Genomic DNA, 21571 nt, shown 5'->3' with positions numbered 1-21571 from the left:
AGGCGAAGTCTGATGAGGGAATTTCTATGAGTCAAGTAACAAATTTAACATTGGAACTCGGTCAGAGTTTTCTGGCGCAGGTTCCGATCGACGGACGGGTGTCAACACCAGAGCAAGCTGCATTGGTGTTTTCAGGTCCTCGATTCTTTGTCGCTCTAATTTCAGGCATTGTATTAGCGTTTGCATTTCAATTACTGTTTACAAATCTTTCTGTCGCGGCTGGGATTTCGTATCTCGGACGATCTTCAGATGATGATGATCATCATGCTTCTGGCAATGGTGGCGGAACGATTCGCAAAATCGGATTCGCAGTGGGCATGTGGACGCTGATTACAGTGTCCATTTCATTGTTCATTGCTTGCTTATTAGCTGTGAAATTGAGCTTGTTGACCACTGCTAGTCTGGGTGCGATCATTGGTGTTGTCATCTGGGCTGCCTACTTTACCTTATTGGTTTGGGTCAGTTCGACGACAGTTGGATCATTGATCGGTTCTGTCGTTAATACGGCAACTTCAGGCTTCCAAGCGATCGTTGGAACTGCAACCGCAGCACTGGGAGCAAGAGCGGTGAATCAGCAGGTTGTTTCGACCGCTGAAGCCGCCGCCGCCGCCGTGCGACGAGAATTGGGATCTGGGCTTGATCCAGCAAGTGTGCGCGATTCATTAGAAGACTATCTAGAGCGGATTCGTCCGCAACAGTTGGATTTTCGCAATATTCGAGGCGAGTTGGAAAAGCTGGTGCATGACCCTGAACTCCAGAATATTGTGGGTACAGGATCGCCTGCTGATGTAATCGATCGATTGCGCAGTGTCGATCGCAATACGTTTGTGAATTTGATCAGCAACCGGACAGATCTCTCGAAAAGAGACGCGGCTCGATTGGTTGATCAATTAGATTCAGTTTGGAAAGACACGATCGGACGCTATCAACCTCGCCAAGACCCAACTCAAGAACTCGTTGAGTATCTGAAAACGGTTCAATCGGGGCAAGTCGATACGAATGAACTCAGTCGCCGCTTGGATCAACTGACTGAAGAAGTGCGCCGTCAAGGTCAAATCTTGCAGAACACTCAGCAAGATCAAGTTTCGGGAATGCGCGATACTTTATCTTCGCTAGCACAATCGAATAAAGCAGAGCAACCGAGCTTAGTTGATCGTGCGATGCAGTTCGGGTTCTCAACGTTGATGGGAACGGTCATGGGACGGACGGATCTCTCTGATCTCGATGTTGAAAAGATCATGGGACAGCTTCAAAGTGCAAGAGACAAGATTACTCAAGGCGCACAGAATGTCGCTGAGAAAGCAACTTCTGGCTTCAGTCCGATTAAAGCTGACGTTGAGAACTATCTGTTAAATAGCTATGCTTGGCACTTTAATCGTGAGACTTTAGAGACTGAATTTCGTGAAGTTCTCTATGATCCAGAAGCTGATCCGGCTGTGGTGAGACGCGAATTAGAACGCCTCAATCGTGGTGATTTTGTCAATCTGCTAACGCAACGCGGCGACTTACCTGTGGCACGAGTTGCGGAAATTGCCGATCAGCTTGAAGTCATTCGCTCAACTGTGCTGAGTACAGTTCAGCAGGCAGAAGAACAGTCCGAATCGACGGATCTCAGAAGTCGGGTTGAGCACTATCTGCGCAATACCAACAAAGATGAGTTGAATCCTGATGCGATCGAGCGTGAAGTTGCGCTTCTGCTCGATGATCCAGAGGCGGGTTATGACGCGCTGAGAACTCGGTTGAGCCATTTCGATCGCGATACTTTGGTGCAATTGCTCAGCCAACGGCAAGATCTCACGCCTGAAGAAGCGGATAACATTGTGGGTCGATTTGAATCGACACGCGATCGCGTGCTGAATTCTGCTCAAGACGTTCAGAACAGAGTGCGTTCTGAAGCAGAAGCCCTACGATTGAGAGTGGAATCTTACCTGCGCAATACAGATAAGAACGAATTGAATCCTGAAGGCATCAAGCGCGATTTCCGATTGTTGCTCGATGATCCACAGGCTGGAGCTTCGGCACTGCGAGGACGGTTAAGCCAGTTTGATCGCGATACCTTGGTGCAACTGCTCGGTCAGCGTCAAGACTTGACTCCTGAAGAAGCAGATCGCATCGTTCGCCAGCTTGAAGATGTTCGCCATAACATTCTTCATGCGCCTCAAATTGCTGTCAGTAAAGCGAAAGATCAAGTTGATAGTGTCACGACGACGATTGAAACTTATCTTCGTAATACGAATCTCTCTGAGCTTGATCCAGAAGGGATTAAGCGCGATTTGACGATATTACTCAATGATCCGAAAACAGGCGCATATCGCTTAGGTCGGCGATTATCGCAAGTGGATCGAGACACGATCGTCAAACTGCTTGCTCAGCGCCCTGATTTAACAGAAGAACAAGCAAACCGCATGGTCGATCAAGTTCAAACTTCGATTCGTAGCATCGTGCGTGCTCCTCGTCGCTTGGCTTCTCGAACTCAGCATCGCGTGCAAGACTTCCAATCGACCTTTGAGAACTATCTGCGGAACACGGACAAAGAAGAACTCAATCCTGATGGAATTAAGCGCGATTTAACGATTTTGCTGAGAGATCCGAGAACTGGATTCGGTCTGCTCGGAGATCGCTTATCTCACATCGATCGTGCAACGATGATTGCGTTGCTCGCGCAGCGTCAGGACATGACCGAGGAAGAAGCAAGCCGCGTGGTCGATCAAGTCCTCTCGGTTCGTGATCAATTCACCGCTCAAATTCAAGCGATTCAAACGCGGATTCAAAGTGTGATTGATGGCATTCTCAATCGCATTCGGGATTACCTGAATTCGATGGATCGCCCCGAATTGAACTATGACGGCATCAGCGATGATCTCCGCACCTTGTTCCACGATCCGAAGGCAGGTTTTGAGGCATTGCGCGATCGCTTAGGCAGCTTTAATCGCGATACGCTCGTCGCCTTGCTGTCTTCCCGCGATGACATTTCCGAAGCCGAGGCGAATCGGATTATCGATCGCGTTGAAAATACTCGGAATACGGTTTTACGCCGAGCTGAGCGGTTCCAGACCGAAGCTCAAATGCGGTTAGAAGAAGTGAAACGCCAAGCGAAAAAGCAGACCGAAGAAACCCGCAAAGCCGCAGAAACAGCAGCTTGGTGGTTGTTCGGCACAGCTCTTGTTTCAGCAGGTGCATCAGCCTTAGCAGGTGCGATCGCCGTTGGCATCTAAGTATTGAGATGAACTCTCTCTAATTAGCTCCTATCCCCAAATTGCCATCGCGCAGTTTGGGGATAGCTATAGATTCAGAGTTGAAATGGGTTCTCCAGTCCTAAATCAGATCGCTACATATCTTGACCCTACATTTCTCTGTAACCCTGCCATCAGTGCTAGGCTTAGTCATGCTTTCTTTTGATTAACCCTCAGTCACCGTGTTCAAACAGATTTTCTTGCGATTTCTGATTCTGTGCTTCGGAGGATGGATTCTTCTGGATGTCATAGCGCGCTTCGGAGCAGAACTTCTCTGGTTTCAGGAAGTCAGCTATCTCCCAGTCTTTCTGCTCCGACTTACGACTCAAGGATTACTGTGGCTTGGGGTGACAGCTATTACGATCGCATATTTTCGCTGGAATCTGAAACGAGCCAATCAACTCAAACATCCATCTCCTCAAACGGATACCCTCGAACTTCGCAAACCTCCGCTCTCGATTCTGCCCCTGCGCTTAAGAACCCTGTTGCCGCTCACATTCGGACTCAGTTTGCTGCTTGCGTTAATCCTCATTCACTACGGGCAAATCGCAGTGCAGTACTGGCAGATTGGAGAGGTCAACCTACCAATGCCCATTTCGATGTTTAATCTCTTCGCAATTTGGCAAGTTGGACAGCAGATTAGTACACAGGTAGGGTATACATCTGGAGCAATTTTGGCAGCGATCGCTGTACTCGTCTATCCGCAGTTTACGTTGAGTGCGATCGCAGTTGTTTTTGCGGCTCTGCTCGGATTTATTGCTGCACAACACTGGGCAACGGTCTTACAGTATCTTCAACCCACGGCATTTAATGCAACTGAACCGCTATTCAATCGCGACATCGGATTTTATATTTTCACACTGCCCTTTATCGAGCTTTTAGTTCTTTGGTGGATTGGACTTACACTCTATGGATTTATTGCTGTTGCTTTGACTTATCTCACATCTGGACATAGCTTAAGTGAAGGTAGATTTCTTGGATTTTCGCCTCCACAGCAACGTCATCTGTTCGGTGTGAGTGCTGGAGTGATTGGAACAATCACAATTGGCTATTGGCTCAGTTGCTATGAATTGCTATATTCCAGAAGAGGCGCATCTTTCGGAGCTAGCTATACCGATGTCGTCGCCCAACTCCCGGCTTATATTGCCCTAGGAACAACTGCGAGTGTAATTGCACTTTACCTTTTGGGACGCTGTATCTTTTGGCAGCCCCAATCCAAACGGCGGCGTTGGGTTGGAATTGGCTTAGTGGTGTATGGAGTATTAGCGATCGCGGGAATTTTCATTCCTGAACTTGTGCAATCGGTGGCAGTTCAGCCGAATGAACTGGTTCGAGAGCGTCCCTATATCGAGCGAACGATCGCGCTAACTCGGCAAGCGTTTGGCTTGAATGATATTGATATTCAAACGTTTAACCCACAGGGACAGTTGAGTGAAGCGGATCTGCGGAACAATCCTCTCACGATTCGCAATATTCGCCTTTGGGATCAACGCCCACTTTTAGACACAAACCGTCAGCTTCAGCAGATCCGGCTGTACTACCGATTTCCAGATGCAGACATCGATCGCTATACCCTACGGACAGAACCCACTGCGCCGCGAGAACAGCGGCAAGTCCTGATTGCTGCGAGAGAATTAGATTACAACGCGGTGCCGCAAGAAGCTCAAACTTGGGTAAATCGCCATTTAATCTATACTCATGGCTATGGCTTTACGGTCAGTCCAGTAAATACCGTAGCTGCTGGAGGACTTCCCGAATACTTTGTTAGAGATATTGGCAATGAGGGAGAAGGGGCGCTAGTCACGTCAAGTCCATCGATTCGAGAAAGTATTCCGATCGAACGACCTCGTATCTACTATGGCGAAATTACAGATCCTTATGTCATGACGGGAACTCGCCAACGAGAGCTAGATTTTCCGAGCGGAAGCGACAATACCTATAATTCCTATGATGGACGCGGCGGAATTGCATTAAATTCGCTCTGGCAACGGGCATTGTTTGCCATATATCTCAAAGATTGGCGAGTCCTTGTCACGCGAGAATTTACTCCACAGACCAAACTCCTGTTTCGCCGAAATATCAATCAGCGAATTCGAGAGATCGCACCTTTTTTGATGTACGATCGCGATCCTTACTTAGTTGCTGCTGATAGTAGCACTGCTCCGGCTCAGAACAATCTTTACTGGATTGTTGATGCTTACACTACGAGCAATCACTATCCTTATTCCGACCTAGTAGAAGGAATCAATTACATTCGGAATTCTGTGAAGGTTGTGATTGATGCTTATCACGGATTTGTTACCTTCTATGTCGCCGATCCCACTGATCCGATGATTCAAACTTGGTCTAGGATTTTTCCCAGTTTATTTAAGCCATTGAGCGCGATGCCAGCAGCACTCCGGCAACATATTCGCTATCCTGTTGACTTCTTCAATTTGCAATCCGATCGCTTGATGACCTATCACATGACTGATCCTCAAGTGTTCTACAATCGAGAGGATCAATGGCAAATTCCGAATGAAGTGTACGGCAGCGAAACGCGACCTGTTGAACCGTACTATTTGATTACGAGTTTACCAAATGTTCCATTTGAAGAGTTTATTTTACTGCTTCCCTATACTCCTCGCCAGCGAACAAATTTAGTCGCTTGGCTAGCAGCCCGTGCTGATGGTGAAAATTATGGTCGCTTGCTACTCTATACCTTTCCGAAAGAGCGGCTAATTTTTGGAACTGAACAGATTGAAGCCCGAATTAATCAAGATCCAGTCATCTCTCAGCAAATCTCTCTATGGAACCGCCAAGGCTCAAAAGCAATTCAAGGGAACTTACTAGTTATTCCGATCGAACAATCGCTGCTGTATGTTGAACCACTTTATCTAGAAGCTGATCAAAACAGTTTACCGACCTTAGTTCGAGTGATTGTTGCTTATGAAAATCGCATTGTGATGGCTGAAACCTTAGAGCAAGCTTTGCAGGCTATTTTCCGTGCCGAACCCACGCCTGAACCGATCGTTCGTCCCGTTGAAGCACCTACGCCCTAGTCGAAGACAACTTAACTTAAAGGAATCGCTGCATTCACAAGCGTCGTCAACACTCCGGTTTGTTCTTGTCCGCTCGTCGAAAGGTCGCTGTAGCACAAGAATAAGCGCTCCTCAGCACGGGCTAGTAGATCGAGTAAAATGCGTCGTAATCGTTGTTCATTCATCATCTGAGTATCTTCTACATCCCAGACTCGCCCTGACCAATCTTGCAAAAATAACGGAGCCGCAAATAGTGAATCGACTCCACTTAACCAACGTGACGAGCCTGCATCTAGCCAAAACTGCCACCGATGCGATCGCCGAGTGGAACGATATTGAAACACTGTTGCCAATGTCACCGCATTCGGCTCAATCAACCGGACTGGAAACGGATTTGCCGTCACTGCTCCACTTCTGAGTAGTTGAATAAAATTTCGCACCGTCAGCGATTGAGGTGCATCACTGAGATCGCTCCGGCGCAATCGATCGTCTACTTCCCAATAATGCTGAGCCGTCTCGATCAATTCTCGCAGTCCAGCCAGTTGATCAAAAGGCAGATGACTTCCCCCAAAAAAGAAGCGCTGAATTGCTCGATCGAGCATGACGACCGGGCTAGCAATCAAACGATGGTCTAACTGCGATCGCTGTGACTCAATCCAGCGCACAATTCCCTCATAGGCTTCAGAGGCTTGATACCCTAAACGATCCCAGCGAGGAAACGTATTTGCAGCAAGTAAACGCGGTTGGTCTGGATGTGGCTCGAAACAATGATCAGCAAGTAATCCAGCCCGAACCGGATCAATCACATAGGTTGTTGTCAATTCAGTTTTTTGACTGAGAATGACTAACATTTCAGCGATCGTATCTCGATTTGTCGCTCTGCCTAGGCCTGGATAGATCAGCGTCAGTAAAGTGAGCAGCGATCGCACAATCGGGCTACTGGCTAAAGGGCGCTGATCGTTGAGTAACTCGACTGGAATATTTTGGCGGGTCAGAATTTCTCGTAACGCATAGCGAGAAATCGGATCAATCCCAGGCCCAATTAAAGCAATCTCGCGCGGTTCGACTTGCCCGGATTGCACGCCTTTAATGATCACTTCTGCGGTGTGGCGAATCAATTGTGCCTGAGTTGTGGTCTGAAGGGTTTGAATCGAATCTGGTAAGCTCGCAAAAAAGATCGGATCACTAACGAGATCTAAAATCGATTCTCCTAATTGATCGATCAAACAAGGATGAGTACGATCGCTCAATTCCACGACTGTACAGCGATCGCTTAACTGTGCTAAGTAAGCCGGATCGGCTCCCAAGCCTAATCGCACCGCTCCATTCGGGTTAAAGCTAAACGCGCAAGGGATGTTTCGATCGAGCAAAAAATCAAACAGCGATCGCACAATTGCCGGATACTCATCGAGATCATCTGCGACGACCGCCTGAAACCGCTCTAACAAATGCTGCTGATATACCGGATCATGGATTAAATAACGTCCGTACAAATCTGTGATCAAGCTATAAGTCAACAATCCTCGCCGCAAGCACCAGGCTCGCCAACGCTGCATCATTTCTCCAATTGTTTCTGGCGACAAAGCTAATTCTGAAATTTTTCCTTCAACTTTTAGTAAGCCTTGATGGAGCAATGCTGGAATTTCCTCGATCGACAAACCACTTAAGGCTGCAAGCTGCATCAAATCTAGAACTCGCCGCACTAATCTAGCTTCAGGAATGCCAGCTTCAGCGATTGCGTGATCTAATTCCACTCGCCAAAGTTTGGTCGCGAGTTCCTGTTCATTCTCAGGGCGCAACCTCAGCGGAAACTGAGCTTTCAGATCTAAGTGTTGCACCAGCAAAGCCCAAAAAAGCGTCACTTCATCCTCAAAGAATCCGAGCGGCGTTGTCGCGCGAAACGGAAATTTTCCTTGCGTTGCTTCGCTAATGCGATCGCTCAATGCCAGACGATTATCTCCGATCGCTGCCAGCACTAAAATTCCAGAGCGCTTCATTTTCATCCATTCGCAAGCTTGTGCCACCAATCGATCTGTTTTGCCGCTGCGAGTGGCTCCTGTAATCCAGACAGATTGAACTGTTTGCTTTTGCACGGAATCGCCTCAACACAATTTGCTAGGATGTTGCTCACCTTTAATGATAAAGATGTTCTTGTATTCTAGATCTTCTGAAAAAGCAGTTTTAGAATAGAGCGATCATTGCAGTTTGCCTCTGCTTCTCCACTGATGTTTGATCTTGCACTTGCTACGTCTTGAGCTATGAACAATAATTCGCTGTTGTCACAATTGAGAAACTACGTTCGGCGTGCTGAACAATGGTATCTTGAAACCCCAGATCGAGCGCTAGATCAGGCTTATGATGCGGCTCTTAAAATTAGAGCGATCGAGAATGAGCATTTCGGCGGACAGAAAATTTCGCCTCGTGCGACTCAGCTTCGAGGGAATGCACTCGCTTATTTTGAAAAAGATTTGCAGAAGTATCTGCGAAACATTCGGATGAGATTGACCGAGTTTCATCGCAGTCGTTCAGCCTTGGCGATTACCAATCCCAATCAAACGGCGGATACATTACGGACGATCGAAACTACTGAGGTAGGAACTGATCGATTTGTGCCGACTGTCCAGGATAAACCCTCCATCACGCTCGAAAAGCTGCGATTTATTGATGAAGTGTTGATGCGATATGCAGAGGAGCAACTGACGTTAGAAGCAGTTTCAGCTTCGATGCTTGCAGTTGAAATGAATGGAAGTCCCGATAAAACAACCAAACCTGACAAAAAGAATTCTGACCCCAATCTTACCGTTGCGGATACTCAAAACGTTCCAGCGAATGCAGCCGAAAAGTCCGAAGATTTTGAAAGCCTTTCTGATAAAACTGGGTTACTGCCTCGATCGATTCTCACGACGCTCAATCGGCTGAGGCGAGATCTCGATCCCAAATCCGAAGCCGAAGTGCTACAAAATTACAGAGTTTCAAAGGTCAAAACTTTATTAGCAGTTCGATTCGTTCTCATTTTGATTTTGGTGCCGTTGCTCGTGCAGCAAGGGGTTCGCAATATTGCATTATCGAACTATCTGATTCCGGGTGCGTGGATTACGCAGAATTTCAAAGTTGAAAACCCCGATCGTATTTTTCTCAATGGCGAAATGGCAGAGGAAGCTCTGAGAGAATTGCAGGGCTTCGAGGAACGTCTGAAATTTGAAAATCTGCTCAGAGAGACGTTTGAACGAGAAACCTTGCCTGCTGAAGAACGCGAAGCCAGAGTCAAAGAGCGATCAGAACAAGTTGAGGTGCGAGTTCGAGAAAAAGCGACTGAAATTGCAGCAAGTTTTTCGACTCAAAGTGCGAATGCAATTAAAAATTGGATTGCTGATATCGCAGGCACGATCGCATTTGTCTTAATTTTGCTGAATGGTAAACGCGAGATCGACATTCTCAAATCGTTTATGGATGAGACGGTTTACGGACTCAGTGACAGTGCTAAGGCATTTATCATCATTTTGTTTACCGATGTCTTTGTCGGCTTTCACTCTCCCCACGGGTGGGAAATCATTCTTGAAAGCGTTTCAAAACATTTCGGCTTACCTGCTAATCGCGATTTCATTTTCTTATTTATCGCAACGTTCCCAGTGATTCTAGATACGATTTTCAAGTATTGGATTTTCCGGTATTTGAATCGTGTCTCGCCGTCTGCGGTGGCGACGTATCGGGAGATGAATGAGTAGAAGGAGTAGAGGGGTAGGGAGTAGAGGAGAAACGCTCTTACCTTCAATGAAAACTCGAAAGGCTTTTCCTACTCCCCACTCCCCACTCCCCACTTTTTCTAGCTCGCCAAATACTCCCCCATATCCCCTTTCCGCTTCCTCAATTTCGTCAACGCTTCGCGCTCAATCTGACGCACTCGCTCTCGGCTAATATTTAAGCGATCGCCAATTTTCGCCAGGGTCAACGCCTTGCCATCTTCTAAGCCAAAACGTAACGCTAAGACTTCACGTTGCTGCGGAGTCAAATCTGACATCAACGCATCTAAATCTAGCTTTAGCGAAGTCTGTGCTGTAAATTCTTCGGGCGACATGCCTGGATCTTCTAGCAGTTCCCCTAATTCTGTATCCTGATTATCCCCAACTCGCAGATCGAGCGATAAGGGTACTCGTGCGCGTTCTAGATAATCGCGAATTTGTGCGATCGGCAATTCTAATTCGGTGGCGAGTTCCCCTAGCGTTGCTGCTCGACCTAAGCGTTGAGACAGGCTACGCTGTGCTTTTTTAATCTTATTGAGCTTCTCGGTAATATGAATCGGTAAGCGAATCGTTCGCCCCTTTTCTGCGATCGCTCGGGTAATTGCCTGCCGAATCCACCAGTACGCATAGGTTGAGAATCGATAGCCTTTGGTGGGATCGAATTTTTCGACCCCTCGCTGCATCCCAATCGTTCCTTCTTGGATTAAATCCATCAGTTCGACATTGCGCTTGGTATACTTCTTCGCCACAGAGACGACTAACCGCAAATTTGCCTCAACCATGCGACGTTTTGCGAGTTCTCCCTCCGCTAAAATCTGTCGCAATTCGGTTTCTGAAACCTCAGCCGCCTGTGCCCAAGTCGAGTCATCAGGGCTTGTCCCTAACTTCTCGATTAAGGCATTTTTGACCGAATTGACGATCGCCAATCGCTGTACCTGTTTTCCATAGAGCACTTCTTGTTCATGGGTCAGCAGTGGGACGCGACCAACTTCGCGGAGATAAGCACGGACGGAATCAGTGGGAGTCTGAGCGGTTTTCATATCAAGATCAGAAAGCGATGGGTGTGGGCAATTGGGTGAAATGTCAGACGCTCGAACGCGCGTAAATTCAGAAATCTATCTAAATGAAGGCGGACACGGCTAGAAAATGGTTGCTATGAAGTGCGCTAAGCTTAGGCTGAAAACAGCCTCGCTAGGAAATGGTTACATAGCCATGTGTCAAAGACATGGCGAAAACTCGTAAACTCTGTGTGCCGCTTTTGACCTTTATTAGATTTGTCTAGGTGAATGGTTATATTAAGATTATCTCTTATTGTGTTAAGTCTTGTAAAGTTACTGAGAAAAAAATCTTGCTAAAGGAGGATTAGATGCCAATCGGCTCAGCGAAGCACGCCTTAGCCAATACGGTATCAGAAACGAACTTTACGAATGTCTTATCTGTAACAGAATTGAGGAGTTTAGCCAAGTTTCTGCCCCCGATCGAATATGACAATCTGACTGAGGAAACCTTTAAATATTATTAAGAGCACAGTTGAGAAATGAAGGGCGATCGCGGTTAGATTTATATCCGGGTTTGCCGCAAATCGTTATATAGGCATACGCGATCGCTCTTAGAATAGGCATCTATCTTTTGGCAGAAGATTAGAGTGGGAGGTTGGGAAATCGTATCAAGCCTAATGGCTTTCTATTCCCCCCTTCCCCGCTCTGTTCTCGCTCATCGACGTAAATAATCCTGCAAAGCCGTTACAGTCAAAGCCTCAGCCTGCATTGATCGAATCGCCGCTGCCGTCGCTTTTGCCCCTGCGATCGTGGTAATCATTGGAATCTTGTACGTCAATGCTGTTCGTCGGATTAAGCGATCGTCTTCATGCGCCTCTTGTCCTGCCGGAGTATTGATAATCAACTGAATCTGCTCATTTTTGATAGAGTCCAGCACATGCGGTCTGCCTTCATGCAGTTTGAGTACGAGTTCGACATCTAGCCCATGTTCTTTTAGCGTTTTGCAAGTTCCAGCAGTTGCAACGACTTTAAAGCCAAGCTCCATTAACTCTTTGACTGCCGGAACAACTGCTGTTTTTTCACGATCGTTCATCGACACAAACACGGTGCCTTGACGCGGCAAACGCTGACTGGCAGCGAGTTCTGCTTTGGCATAGGCTTTCCCAAAATCAGAATCGATCCCCATAACTTCGCCCGTCGATCGCATTTCTGGACCCAAAATTGTATCGGTTCCAGGGAATTTCTCGAAGGGGAGAACGGCTTCTTTGACTGAGATGTGCTGTGGAATGATTTCCTGCGTAAAGTTCAAATCAGCCAGGGTTTTGCCGGACATGATTCGCGCTGCCATTTTTGCCAGTGGCACCCCGATCGCTTTCGACACAAACGGCACCGTTCGAGAGGCACGCGGATTCGCTTCAATGATATAGACTTGATCCCCTTGCACCGCAAACTGAATGTTCATCAAGCCAACCACTTTCAAGGCTTTCGCAAGTTGAACTGTCCAAGTCCGAATCTGATCGAGAACGGCTGGTTTTAAAGTGACAGGTGGGATCGAACAGGCTGAGTCCCCAGAGTGAATTCCAGCTTGTTCGATGTGTTCCATAATGCCCCCAATCACGACATGACCGGTCTGATCGGTGATTGCATCCACATCGACTTCGATCGCATTTTCGAGAAACCGATCAACCAAAATCGGATGATCCGGCTCCACTTGAACTGCATACGTCATGTACCGTTCTAACTCAGTGTCCGAGTAAACGATCTCCATCGCTCGCCCACCTAAGACGTAGCTTGGGCGCACGACGACCGGATAACCAATCTCACGCGCGACTTTCTTCGCACCGGAATAATCCCGTGCAAGCCCGTTTGCAGGTTGTTGAATGTTCAACTCGCGCAGGATTTGTTCAAAGCGTTCGCGGTCTTCAGCCGTGTCGATCGAGTCCGGCGACGTTCCCCAAATTTTGGTCGAAACTGTGCCTTGTTTGAGGAATGCAGCGAGGGGAACCGCTAATTTCAAAGGCGTTTGTCCTCCGAATTGAATAATCACCCCTTCCGGCTGTTCCATTTCGATGATGTTCAACACATCTTCTTTGGTCAGCGGCTCGAAATATAAGCGATCGCTGGTGTCGTAGTCGGTCGAAACGGTTTCAGGGTTGGAATTGACCATAATGGTTTCAAACCCGTCTTCTCGCAACGCAAAAGACGCATGACAACAGCAGTAATCGAACTCGATCCCTTGTCCGATGCGGTTCGGCCCGCCTCCTAAAATCATCACTTTCCGTCGAGTTGAGGGGGCAACCTCATTCTCTGCATCGTAGGTGGAGTAGTAGTAGGGAGTGAAGGCTTCAAATTCAGCTGCACAAGTATCGACGGTTTTGTAAACCGGAGTCACATTCAAGGATTTGCGGTAAGCCCGAACTTCGTCTTCAGTCGATTTTGTCGCATACGCAATTTGACGATCGCTAAACCCTTGTTGCTTAATCGCAAGCATTTTCTCTTGCGTCAACTCTTTGAGCGTCAACCGCTTCAGGGTTTTCTCAGTTTCAAGCAAGTCAGACAACTTATCGAGAAACCAGGGATCAATGTTCGTCAATTCATAGATTTCATCGTTCTGCATTCCCATCAGCATGGCATGACGCACGGTGAAAATTCGATCGGGATTCGGCGTTCTCAATCCGGCGCGAATTTGTTCTAAGCTCGGCAGTTTTTCCGGCTTATCACAGCCCCAACCTGCGCGACCCGTTTCGAGCGATCGCAACGCTTTTTGGAACGATTCTTGGAAGGTTCGACCCATTGCCATTGCCTCACCCACCGACTTCATTTGCGTCGTCAAATACGGTTGAGATCCTGGGAATTTCTCAAAGGCAAAGCGGGGGATTTTGGTGACGACATAATCGATCGTCGGCTCAAAACTCGCAGGGGTTTTCTTGGTAATGTCATTCGGAATTTCATCCAGGGAATATCCGACAGCGAGTTTGGCTGCCATTTTTGCGATCGGAAATCCTGTCGCTTTAGAAGCCAATGCCGAACTACGAGAAACGCGCGGATTCATTTCAATCACAACGACTTCACCCGTCACCGGATTGACTGCGAATTGAATGTTTGATCCGCCTGTTTCGACTCCAATCTCGCGAATAATTTTGATCGAGGCATCTCGGAGCCGTTGATATTCTTTATCAGTCAAGGTCTGAGCCGGGGCAACGGTGATCGAATCTCCGGTATGAATCCCCATCGGATCTAAGTTTTCGATCGAGCAAATAATCACCACGTTGTCGGCGAGATCGCGCATGACTTCGAGTTCATACTCTTTCCAACCGAGCAGCGATTTTTCGATGAGAATCTGCGAAACCGGACTTGCATCCAGCCCCGACTGAGCAATTTCCTCGAATTCTTGCTGGTTATAGGCGATGCCGCCGCCTGATCCGCCGAGTGTGAACGCAGGACGAATAATCAGGGGATATGATCCAATCTGATGCCCGATCACTTTTGCTTCTTCGAGCGTTTCTGCGAGTCCGGATGGGCAGACCCCGACTCCGATCCGCTCCATTGCTTCTTTGAACAATTTGCGATCTTCCGCCATCTCGATCGCAGGTAACTTTGCTCCGATCAATTCGACGTTATATTTCTCCAACACGCCGCTTTTTGCCAGCGAGACGGCAAGATTGAGCGCAGTCTGACCGCCCATCGTCGGCAATAGTGCATCCGGGCGTTCTTTAATAATGATTTGCTCGACTAACTCAGGAGTCAGGGGTTCAATATAAGTGCGATCGGCGGTTTCGGGATCGGTCATAATTGTCGCCGGATTTGAGTTCACTAGAACCACCTCAAATCCTTCGTCTCGCAGTGCTTTACAGGCTTGAGTCCCAGAGTAATCAAACTCGGAGGCTTGCCCGATGACGATCGGACCGGAACCAATGAGCAAAATTTTGTGCAGATCTTGGCGACGGGGCATAGTAAATTTACGCTCTTCTTTCTAAATCCAAACCATTCTAGAGGCTTTCGATTCGATTTCTGTACTGCCTTTATCTAATCCCAAGGATCAGTGCGCTTTTTCTTGTACCCATGCCATTAATGGACGCAATTGGGCAGGCATATTCGTCTCACTAACTTGGATCGTGTGCGATCGTTCATCAGTTTCGATCGATAACTGATATCCAAACCGATCGGGCTGAGGAGCGCGATCCGTCATGGAATTCAATTGAAAAAAATCTGCGTCCTTGACTAGTTGTTCTAGTTCTTGCGCTTCAGACGGGGAAAGATCCTGAGTATCGATGGTTTTCATGATCATTAACCCCGCGAACCCGCCACTCTGCTCTAGCGTGACTTTCATCTTTCCCCCTGAAATTTAAATCACTCCAACGGTTCTCCAAGCATTTTGAACGGCTTGTTGCTCTGGGCTATCTATGCCGTATAACTCAGATGCGATCGTTGCGGTTGCCCGCGCTGCGTCTTGGAAATTCGATGAAGTCCGTAACCGCTCGGTCAAGGCAATGTACCAAATCTTGCCCGCTTTTTCCCAGGCATATCCGCCTAAGGCAGATGCTACTAGGTAGAAGGCGCGATTGGGAATTCCAGAATTGATATGCACTCCGCCATTGTCTGCTGTTCCTTTGTAGAGATTTTTCATCTCTGCAGGCTGGGGATCTTTGCCGAGCACTCGATCGTCATAAGCTGTTCCGGGAGCTTTCATCGATCGCAATGCCTCGCCATTGACTTTAGCAGTCAGCAATCCGGCTCCAATCAGCCAATCAGCCTGATCTGCCGTCTGATTCAAAACTTTCTGCTTGACTAAAACGCCAAATACATCCGAAAAAGACTCATTCAAGGCCCCTGACTGTCCTTGATAAACCAGTCCTGCTTCAGTTTGGGTAATGCCGTGTGTCAATTCATGAGCAATCACATCCAGCGAAATCGTAAAGCGATTAAACAATTCCCCATCGCCATCGCCATAGACCATCTGGCTACCGTTCCAGAAGGCGTTATTGTAGCGCTGCCCGTAATGAACTGTCGAATTGAGGCGCATTCCATAGTCATCGATCGAGTCACGCTCATAGACCTCTTTGAAAAAGTCATAGACGGCTCCTGACCCATCAAATGCCTCGTTAACTGCAACATCGGATACGGCTGGAGATGTTTCTCCCCGTACGATTCTCCCAGGCAACCTTGTTCTATTTGCTGCGTTATAAATTGTTCGACGTTTTTCATTTGCAGCGACAAGGAAAGGCTGGATGGCTGCACCTATGACTTCCCGCCGTCCTCGAAACTGTTCTGAAACCCGAAGATTTTGTAATGCCCAATCGCGCTGAGTCTCAGTTCCATTGATAATGATGCGATCGGTGATATGAGGCGGCACGATGCAACAGATTGGACAAATATGCTGATCTCTACGGCGGCAGCGAGATTGACGACGGTTTCTCATATGTAGATTGCTCCTAGTCTCTTTCAAAGTGAAGAATCTGACTTGCCTGTAGCGCTCATCCACTTTAAATCGCTCTGAGACAGAGTGCTTCTCTAACTACATTTTCTTCAGAAAGTCGCGATCGTAACTTGCTTAAGAGTTGTTTGAGTAAGTTCCGGCGTAGCCGATAAATCCTTTTAGCGTACGATTGATGCGGATTCCAGATCCACCTTCGTGGTGAATCTCAACAGTTTCAGCTGGGTCAAGATTAAATGTCTGTGCGAGCAATAAATTCAGTGTGATGGCTTGAAATGCAACTGTGGCACAGTCGCTCAGATGCCGGGTGATCGTAATTGGGATTCCCGATGGGTCGAATGTGCCAATACAGACTGAAATTGTTGTGTTGTCTTCCATATTTTTAGGAATCTGTGAGTGCTTTGATCCAATTATTCACCTGAGATCGCACTCGATTACCCGAAATCTCAGATTCTGGGATCAAATTCAGCGCCCGGCGATAATCAGCCATCGCGAAATTCCAATCGCCTACTAAATGGTGCGCTCTTCCTCGGGCTGCATAAATGTGGGCTTCCAATATCGAATTGTCGTCGAGATTAATCGACATTAATTCTTTGATTTGCAGAGCGTGTTCAAAATTTTCGATCGCGTCTACGTATAATCCCAAATCCCGAAAGGTAATGCCTTGATTTAACCAAGCTCGAATATTGGTAGGGTCAAGATCGACTGCCATGTCATAATCTGCGATCGCGGCTTCTAATTCTCCTTGAGCCGCATAATAATTGGCGCGATTATTATAAGCCCCTGCGAGTCGAGGATTGAGTTGGATCGCTTTGTTGTAGTCTTCGAGCGCGGCATCTTGATCACCGCATTGAAAATGGACTAAACCTCGATTGTTATAATCCAGCGCATTCTTAGGATTGCGATCGATCAAAATGGTCAATCCCGCGATCGCTTCTACATAATTGCCTTGTCGAGCTTCTGAGAGTGATCGCCGCCGAAGTAGGCGATCTTGAGCAGAAGCGTCAAGCCAAGTCGTTGGACGCGAAGAACGCTGAGCGTTGAACCGGGTAGGATTGGACGATCGACGGCTCGGAGCCGCAGCACGCCCAGAAATGACTGCACGGTTCTTTTGAGTATTTAGGGAACTACCATTTAGAGATGTACGAGCGTTCATGCCATCCTCACATGTCTATGAACTAAAGTTACCGACTCGCTAACTGAATTCTTTCTGCCCTAGTGCCACAAATGAATACGTCTACGGTCAGAGATTGGATGTTCTCAAACAGCAGAGCATAGATTTTCTGCATTTTAGGGGTCAGAACTCACTACACGAGAGTCCGATTCCATTTCTGAAACGAGCCATTTCATAGCCGTCAAAAAAACACCAGAACTTTAGACATCAACAGGAAGGGATAGCGGTTAAAGGTTTCCGTAACTTTGCGGAATCTTCGCACCAGCTTTGCACAGTCTTAAAGTTCCCACTCAGTATTATTTTGTCTCAAGCTATCCAGAGTTTTAGTAAGACTACTGAGGTTGTTTTGGATTTCGCAGAGATCCGGTGCTCTCCACATCAACCGAATGTGAGATTTTACAACCCGAATGCGAACTCGCAGCGCTGCTTCATACTGTGCAGCCAATGACGACTTCGGACTACTATTGACTTGACTCTATAGTGAACCGCTAAGATATGTTTCACATTTTCTCCAAGCATTTAGTATTCTGAAGTCTGCGACCCTCTTCAATTTTTGATTTTTTCATCGCAGTCCTAATTTCTCTACAATCATGAAATTCTCTGTATTCCACACGCCCGAACTGACCCCAACCCAAAACGCTGCGGATTGTGCGATCGCGATTGATGTTCTTCGAGCCACAAGTACGATCGCAACGGCGCTATCCTCAGGTGCGGATGCTGTGCATGTCTTCAGCGATATGGACAAACTCATGCACCAAAGTGAAGCCCTTCCGCCCGAAAAACGGCTTCGGGCAGGAGAACGGGGCGGCAGTAAAGTCGAGGGCTGTGATTTAGGAAATTCTCCACTTGACTGTACTCCTGAATTAATGACGGGTCGTCATCTGTTCATCAGTACGACGAATGGCACTCGTGCTCTGCAAAAGATTCAAGCTTCGCCAACAGTACTGGCGGCAGCATTAATTAACCGCAAAGCCGTTGTTGATTATTTGGTTGAACATCAGCCGGAAACTGTTTGGATTGTCGGTGCAGGATGGGAAGGGTCTTTTGCGCTAGAAGATACGGTGTGTGCTGGTGCGATCGTCCAAAGTGTGGCTGAGCGACTGGGTTGTTCTCTAGAAGAATTGATTGGCAATGACGAAATGGTTGGTGCAATTTCGCTGTATCAACAGTGGAAAAGTAATCTGCTCGGTTTGATGTACCATGCCAGCCACGGCAAGCGGTTGCTCCGATTGGATTGCCTCGAAGATCTGAAATATTGCGCTTCGTTGGATACGCTCAATGTTCTGCCGATTCAGCGTGAGATTGGCACATTGGTCAAACATGCCGTGGTCGCTCATGCTGCGTAGTATCTCATGAAGATTAGAAAAGATTAAAAATTCTGCTAACCTCCGGTTTGTCGCGCTGGAGGCTTTTTTTTTGGAAGCGGGTAGCGAGAATCGAACTCGCAACTAAACCTTGGGAAGGTCTCGTTTTGCCACTAAACTATACCCGCGCTGAATTTCTAAATCATAGCAAAATCAGCACTATCTCAATCTTACAAGAATTGGAAAAATTGAATCGATTGCAATTAAGGACTGATATCAGACTCAATTCCTTGTTTTCAAAAATTCTTAAGATTTGAATCGATTAAGAAGAACGATCGCGAACTCTAAACTCAAGGATTGATGATTCTCAGCACATCGATCTCGAACTCTGGAAATGCCAAAGGATTGAGAGTGCCGCTTTTTACTCGGAATTCAGTTTCATATTCTCCACCTTCAGGATCTCTCATGACGATCAACTCGTGGGTTTGAATACTGACAATCCAGTACTCCTGAATTCCTGCTTCAGCATAAATCTTTGACTTGATCTCTAAATCTTTCTTTAACGTGGAGTCTGAGTATTCGATTAGCCAGAAGATGTTTTCAGGATAAGGATGGTGAGATCTATATTCTCGACGCTCACAGACTGAAATATCTGGCTCAGGCTCACTTCCATTGGGTAAGGTGATCGGCTTGGCATTTCTGACTTTCGCCCGATCGCCCAAAAGTAGGAGGAGATATGCATGTGCCTCGCTGTTAGAATCCGCATGATCAGGGCTTTCTGGAGCCATCTCGATAATCTCTCCACGTAAAAGCTCAACCTTTTTATCGGCTAGGAATCCTTGCTCGATTAACCTGTGGTATTCCTCGATCGTCCATTTCAAGTGGGGGAGAACTATCATAAGGTTCTTTATCAGAGAGACGATGAACTCAGTTACCTAAAATTTTGACACACTCGCAAAGCTTGGATTCGATAGTCTCTTTCATCAACTTTCTTTTCAGTCTCTTTGCCTAATTGCGAAATGGCTCAATGCCCAACCGCTAAAGGCTCAGGAAAGCTTGATGCCATATGCTTTTCTAAGGTGCTTTGCGGTAATGCTCCTTGTAAATGGCTCCAAGGCAGAACCCGATCGACTGTCCAACGATCGAAGACATAATCATTCAAATCCGGCAATTGCCCTTTCAATTCCTTAAACGCTCGCCGATAGCTGCCCAAGCTATCCCCGTAATGGCGCGTCAATTCTAAAAGCTTCGACAATCGACGATCGCCGCGCGACAATAGCGCCTGAATCACAGACCAGTTATAGCTTTCAGGTCGAAAATCAATGCCATTCGATCGCAATTGTTTCTGCAAACTTTGCAAGCGTTTCTCAGCTTGCGGATTCACGCCAAACCACTGAAATGGAGTATGAGACTTGGGCACGAACGTACTGCATCCCAAGGTTAATCGCAATCCAGGCGCAGCTTTTTTCAGCGATCGCATCATTGCGACTGTCTGTTCCACATCCGCAGATTCTTCTCCTGGAATTCCTACCATTCCGTAGAGTTTCAGCGAATTTAGCCCGCCTGCTTTCGCATTCACAGCCGCTTGGACAATCTCATCGGTTTCGAGTTTTTTATTGACAATTTTCCGAACGCGATCGCTCCCACTTTCGACTGCGATCGTGATCGATTTCGCATCATGTTTTACTAACGTTCGTGTTAGCTTTTCTGTCACCGTATTGGTGCGAACAGAAGACAGACTGATTCTCACATCATCAAATCGATGTTGATTCAGATGATCTAATAAGCTTTCAAATTCGGGATGCTGAGTCACAGATGCGCCGAGTAACCCTAGGCGATTTGTAACTGTTAGCCCTTGCTCGATCGCGGGAATCAATGAATCCTCAACATCTGCAACTCGAAACGGCAAGGTTAAATAACTGGCTAAACAGAAGCGGCACATTTCTGGACAACTGCGCACTACTTCCACCATGAAAATATTTTCCCAAGCGGCTTTCTCAGTCACAACACTCGACGCAGAAAGAGTATTGCCTCGATAAGTCTGCTTCTGAACTTGCGCCGGAATTGTGGCATCGATCGGGGTAATTGATGCGATCGCACCATCAGGACTCTGATAGGTCACTTGGTACATACTCGGCACATAGATGCCTGGAACCCTTGCCAAGTGCTTTAACTGCGTGTCTCGATCGGCATGTCTGACTTCTTGATAAGCATGGACAAATGCATCGAGAAGAATTTCTCCATCGCCTAGCAAAAAGACATCAAAAAATTCTGCATAAGGTTCGGGGTTCGCCGTCAGCACGGGGCCGCCTCCGAATACGATCGGATGAGAATGACTCCGCTCTCGGCTCCAGATCGGAATCTCCAATGATTCCAAAACGCCCAGAATATTTACATAATCTAATTCCCAGGACATTGAGAATCCAAGCAATTCCGGATTTGCAGGCAAAGGCTCATGAATATCCGTAAACAGACGCGCAACATCGAGATCCGATCGCGCTGCAAGGGTTGCCCAAACAACTTGATATCCGAGTGAGGTAATGTCAACACTGTATTCGTTAGGAAAAGCAAAAATAAGCGGAATTGCGTCTGCTTGAGGAGTTGCAGGCGTGAATAAAAGGCGTTCGGATGAGAAAGGAGAAGTCACAGGCTAGGAGCTACGCGAAGA

General features: G+C 47.2%; 14 protein-coding genes and 1 tRNA gene. 5 read left to right on the top strand and 10 right to left on the bottom strand.

The features are described from left to right. Positions 1-26 precede the first annotated feature (26 nt). A complete protein-coding gene (locus tag LEPBO_RS0101410) occupies positions 27-3215 on the top strand; it encodes an MFS transporter (RefSeq protein WP_017285738.1) in 3189 nt (1062 codons plus the stop codon). 200 nt (positions 3216-3415) lie between these two features. Beyond that, positions 3416-6274: a UPF0182 family protein gene (locus LEPBO_RS0101405; protein ID WP_017285737.1), complete on the top strand. Its 2859-nt coding sequence runs from the start codon at positions 3416-3418 to the stop codon at positions 6272-6274. Between the two features lie 11 nt (positions 6275-6285). Here LEPBO_RS0101405 and LEPBO_RS0101400 read toward each other — a convergent pair whose 3' ends face one another. After that, positions 6286-8346 carry a hypothetical protein gene (locus LEPBO_RS0101400; protein WP_017285736.1) on the bottom strand — a complete coding sequence of 687 codons (2061 nt, stop codon included), beginning with the start codon at positions 8344-8346 and terminating at the stop codon, positions 6286-6288. Between the two features lie 165 nt (positions 8347-8511). On the opposite strand from LEPBO_RS0101400, the gene LEPBO_RS0101395 reads away from it, so the two are divergent. Further along, positions 8512-9978 carry a proton extrusion protein PcxA gene (locus tag LEPBO_RS0101395; protein ID WP_017285735.1) on the top strand — a complete coding sequence of 489 codons (1467 nt, stop codon included), beginning with the start codon at positions 8512-8514 and terminating at the stop codon, positions 9976-9978. Positions 9979-10076: 98 nt separating this feature from the next. Here LEPBO_RS0101395 and LEPBO_RS0101390 read toward each other — a convergent pair whose 3' ends face one another. Continuing rightward, positions 10077-11033: an RNA polymerase sigma factor, RpoD/SigA family gene (locus LEPBO_RS0101390; RefSeq protein WP_017285734.1), complete on the bottom strand. Its 957-nt coding sequence runs from the start codon at positions 11031-11033 to the stop codon at positions 10077-10079. Between the two features lie 326 nt (positions 11034-11359). Between LEPBO_RS0101390 and LEPBO_RS42755 the strand changes: the two genes are divergently transcribed. Next, a complete protein-coding gene (locus tag LEPBO_RS42755; RefSeq protein ID WP_154660818.1) occupies positions 11360-11515 on the top strand; it encodes a hypothetical protein in 156 nt (51 codons plus the stop codon). A 191-nt stretch (positions 11516-11706) separates the two neighbouring features. On the opposite strand, the gene carB is transcribed toward LEPBO_RS42755, so the two are convergent. From carB to LEPBO_RS35775, 5 genes are all read right to left on the bottom strand, one after another. Continuing rightward, positions 11707-14943: a carbamoyl-phosphate synthase large subunit gene (gene carB / locus LEPBO_RS0101380; RefSeq protein WP_017285733.1), complete on the bottom strand. Its 3237-nt coding sequence runs from the start codon at positions 14941-14943 to the stop codon at positions 11707-11709. Between the two features lie 87 nt (positions 14944-15030). Beyond that, a complete protein-coding gene (locus tag LEPBO_RS0101375) occupies positions 15031-15321 on the bottom strand; it encodes a protealysin inhibitor emfourin (RefSeq protein ID WP_017285732.1) in 291 nt (96 codons plus the stop codon). A gap of 15 nt (positions 15322-15336) precedes the next feature. Then, on the bottom strand, positions 15337-16410 hold the full coding sequence (locus LEPBO_RS0101370) for a M4 family metallopeptidase (RefSeq protein ID WP_051077751.1): 1074 nt from the start codon (positions 16408-16410) through the stop codon (positions 15337-15339). Between the two features lie 132 nt (positions 16411-16542). Then, a complete protein-coding gene (locus LEPBO_RS0101365; protein WP_017285730.1) occupies positions 16543-16803 on the bottom strand; it encodes a hypothetical protein in 261 nt (86 codons plus the stop codon). 4 nt (positions 16804-16807) lie between these two features. Next, positions 16808-17581, bottom strand: a complete 774-nt coding sequence (locus LEPBO_RS35775) for a tetratricopeptide repeat protein (RefSeq protein ID WP_017285729.1) — start codon at positions 17579-17581, stop codon at positions 16808-16810. A 608-nt stretch (positions 17582-18189) separates the two neighbouring features. Here LEPBO_RS35775 and LEPBO_RS0101355 point away from each other — a divergent pair. Next, complete coding sequence (locus LEPBO_RS0101355) at positions 18190-18945, top strand: 2-phosphosulfolactate phosphatase family protein (protein ID WP_017285728.1); 756 nt, start codon at positions 18190-18192, stop codon at positions 18943-18945. A gap of 75 nt (positions 18946-19020) precedes the next feature. On the opposite strand, the gene LEPBO_RS0101350 is transcribed toward LEPBO_RS0101355, so the two are convergent. The 3 genes from LEPBO_RS0101350 to LEPBO_RS0101340 form a co-directional block, all read right to left on the bottom strand. Next, a tRNA-Gly gene (locus LEPBO_RS0101350) sits at positions 19021-19091 on the bottom strand. Positions 19092-19253: 162 nt separating this feature from the next. Next, positions 19254-19802, bottom strand: coding sequence for a Uma2 family endonuclease (locus tag LEPBO_RS0101345; protein WP_026148338.1), 549 nt, complete (start codon positions 19800-19802; stop codon positions 19254-19256). A gap of 125 nt (positions 19803-19927) precedes the next feature. Further along, positions 19928-21550, bottom strand: coding sequence for a B12-binding domain-containing radical SAM protein (locus LEPBO_RS0101340; RefSeq protein ID WP_017285726.1), 1623 nt, complete (start codon positions 21548-21550; stop codon positions 19928-19930). Positions 21551-21571 lie beyond the last annotated feature (21 nt).

This window comes from Leptolyngbya boryana PCC 6306 (genome assembly GCF_000353285.1).
Taxonomy (GTDB): domain Bacteria; phylum Cyanobacteriota; class Cyanobacteriia; order Leptolyngbyales; family Leptolyngbyaceae; genus Leptolyngbya; species Leptolyngbya boryana.
The sequence above is the reverse complement of the archived record's forward strand: the minus strand, read 5'-3'. Positions and strand labels throughout refer to the sequence as shown.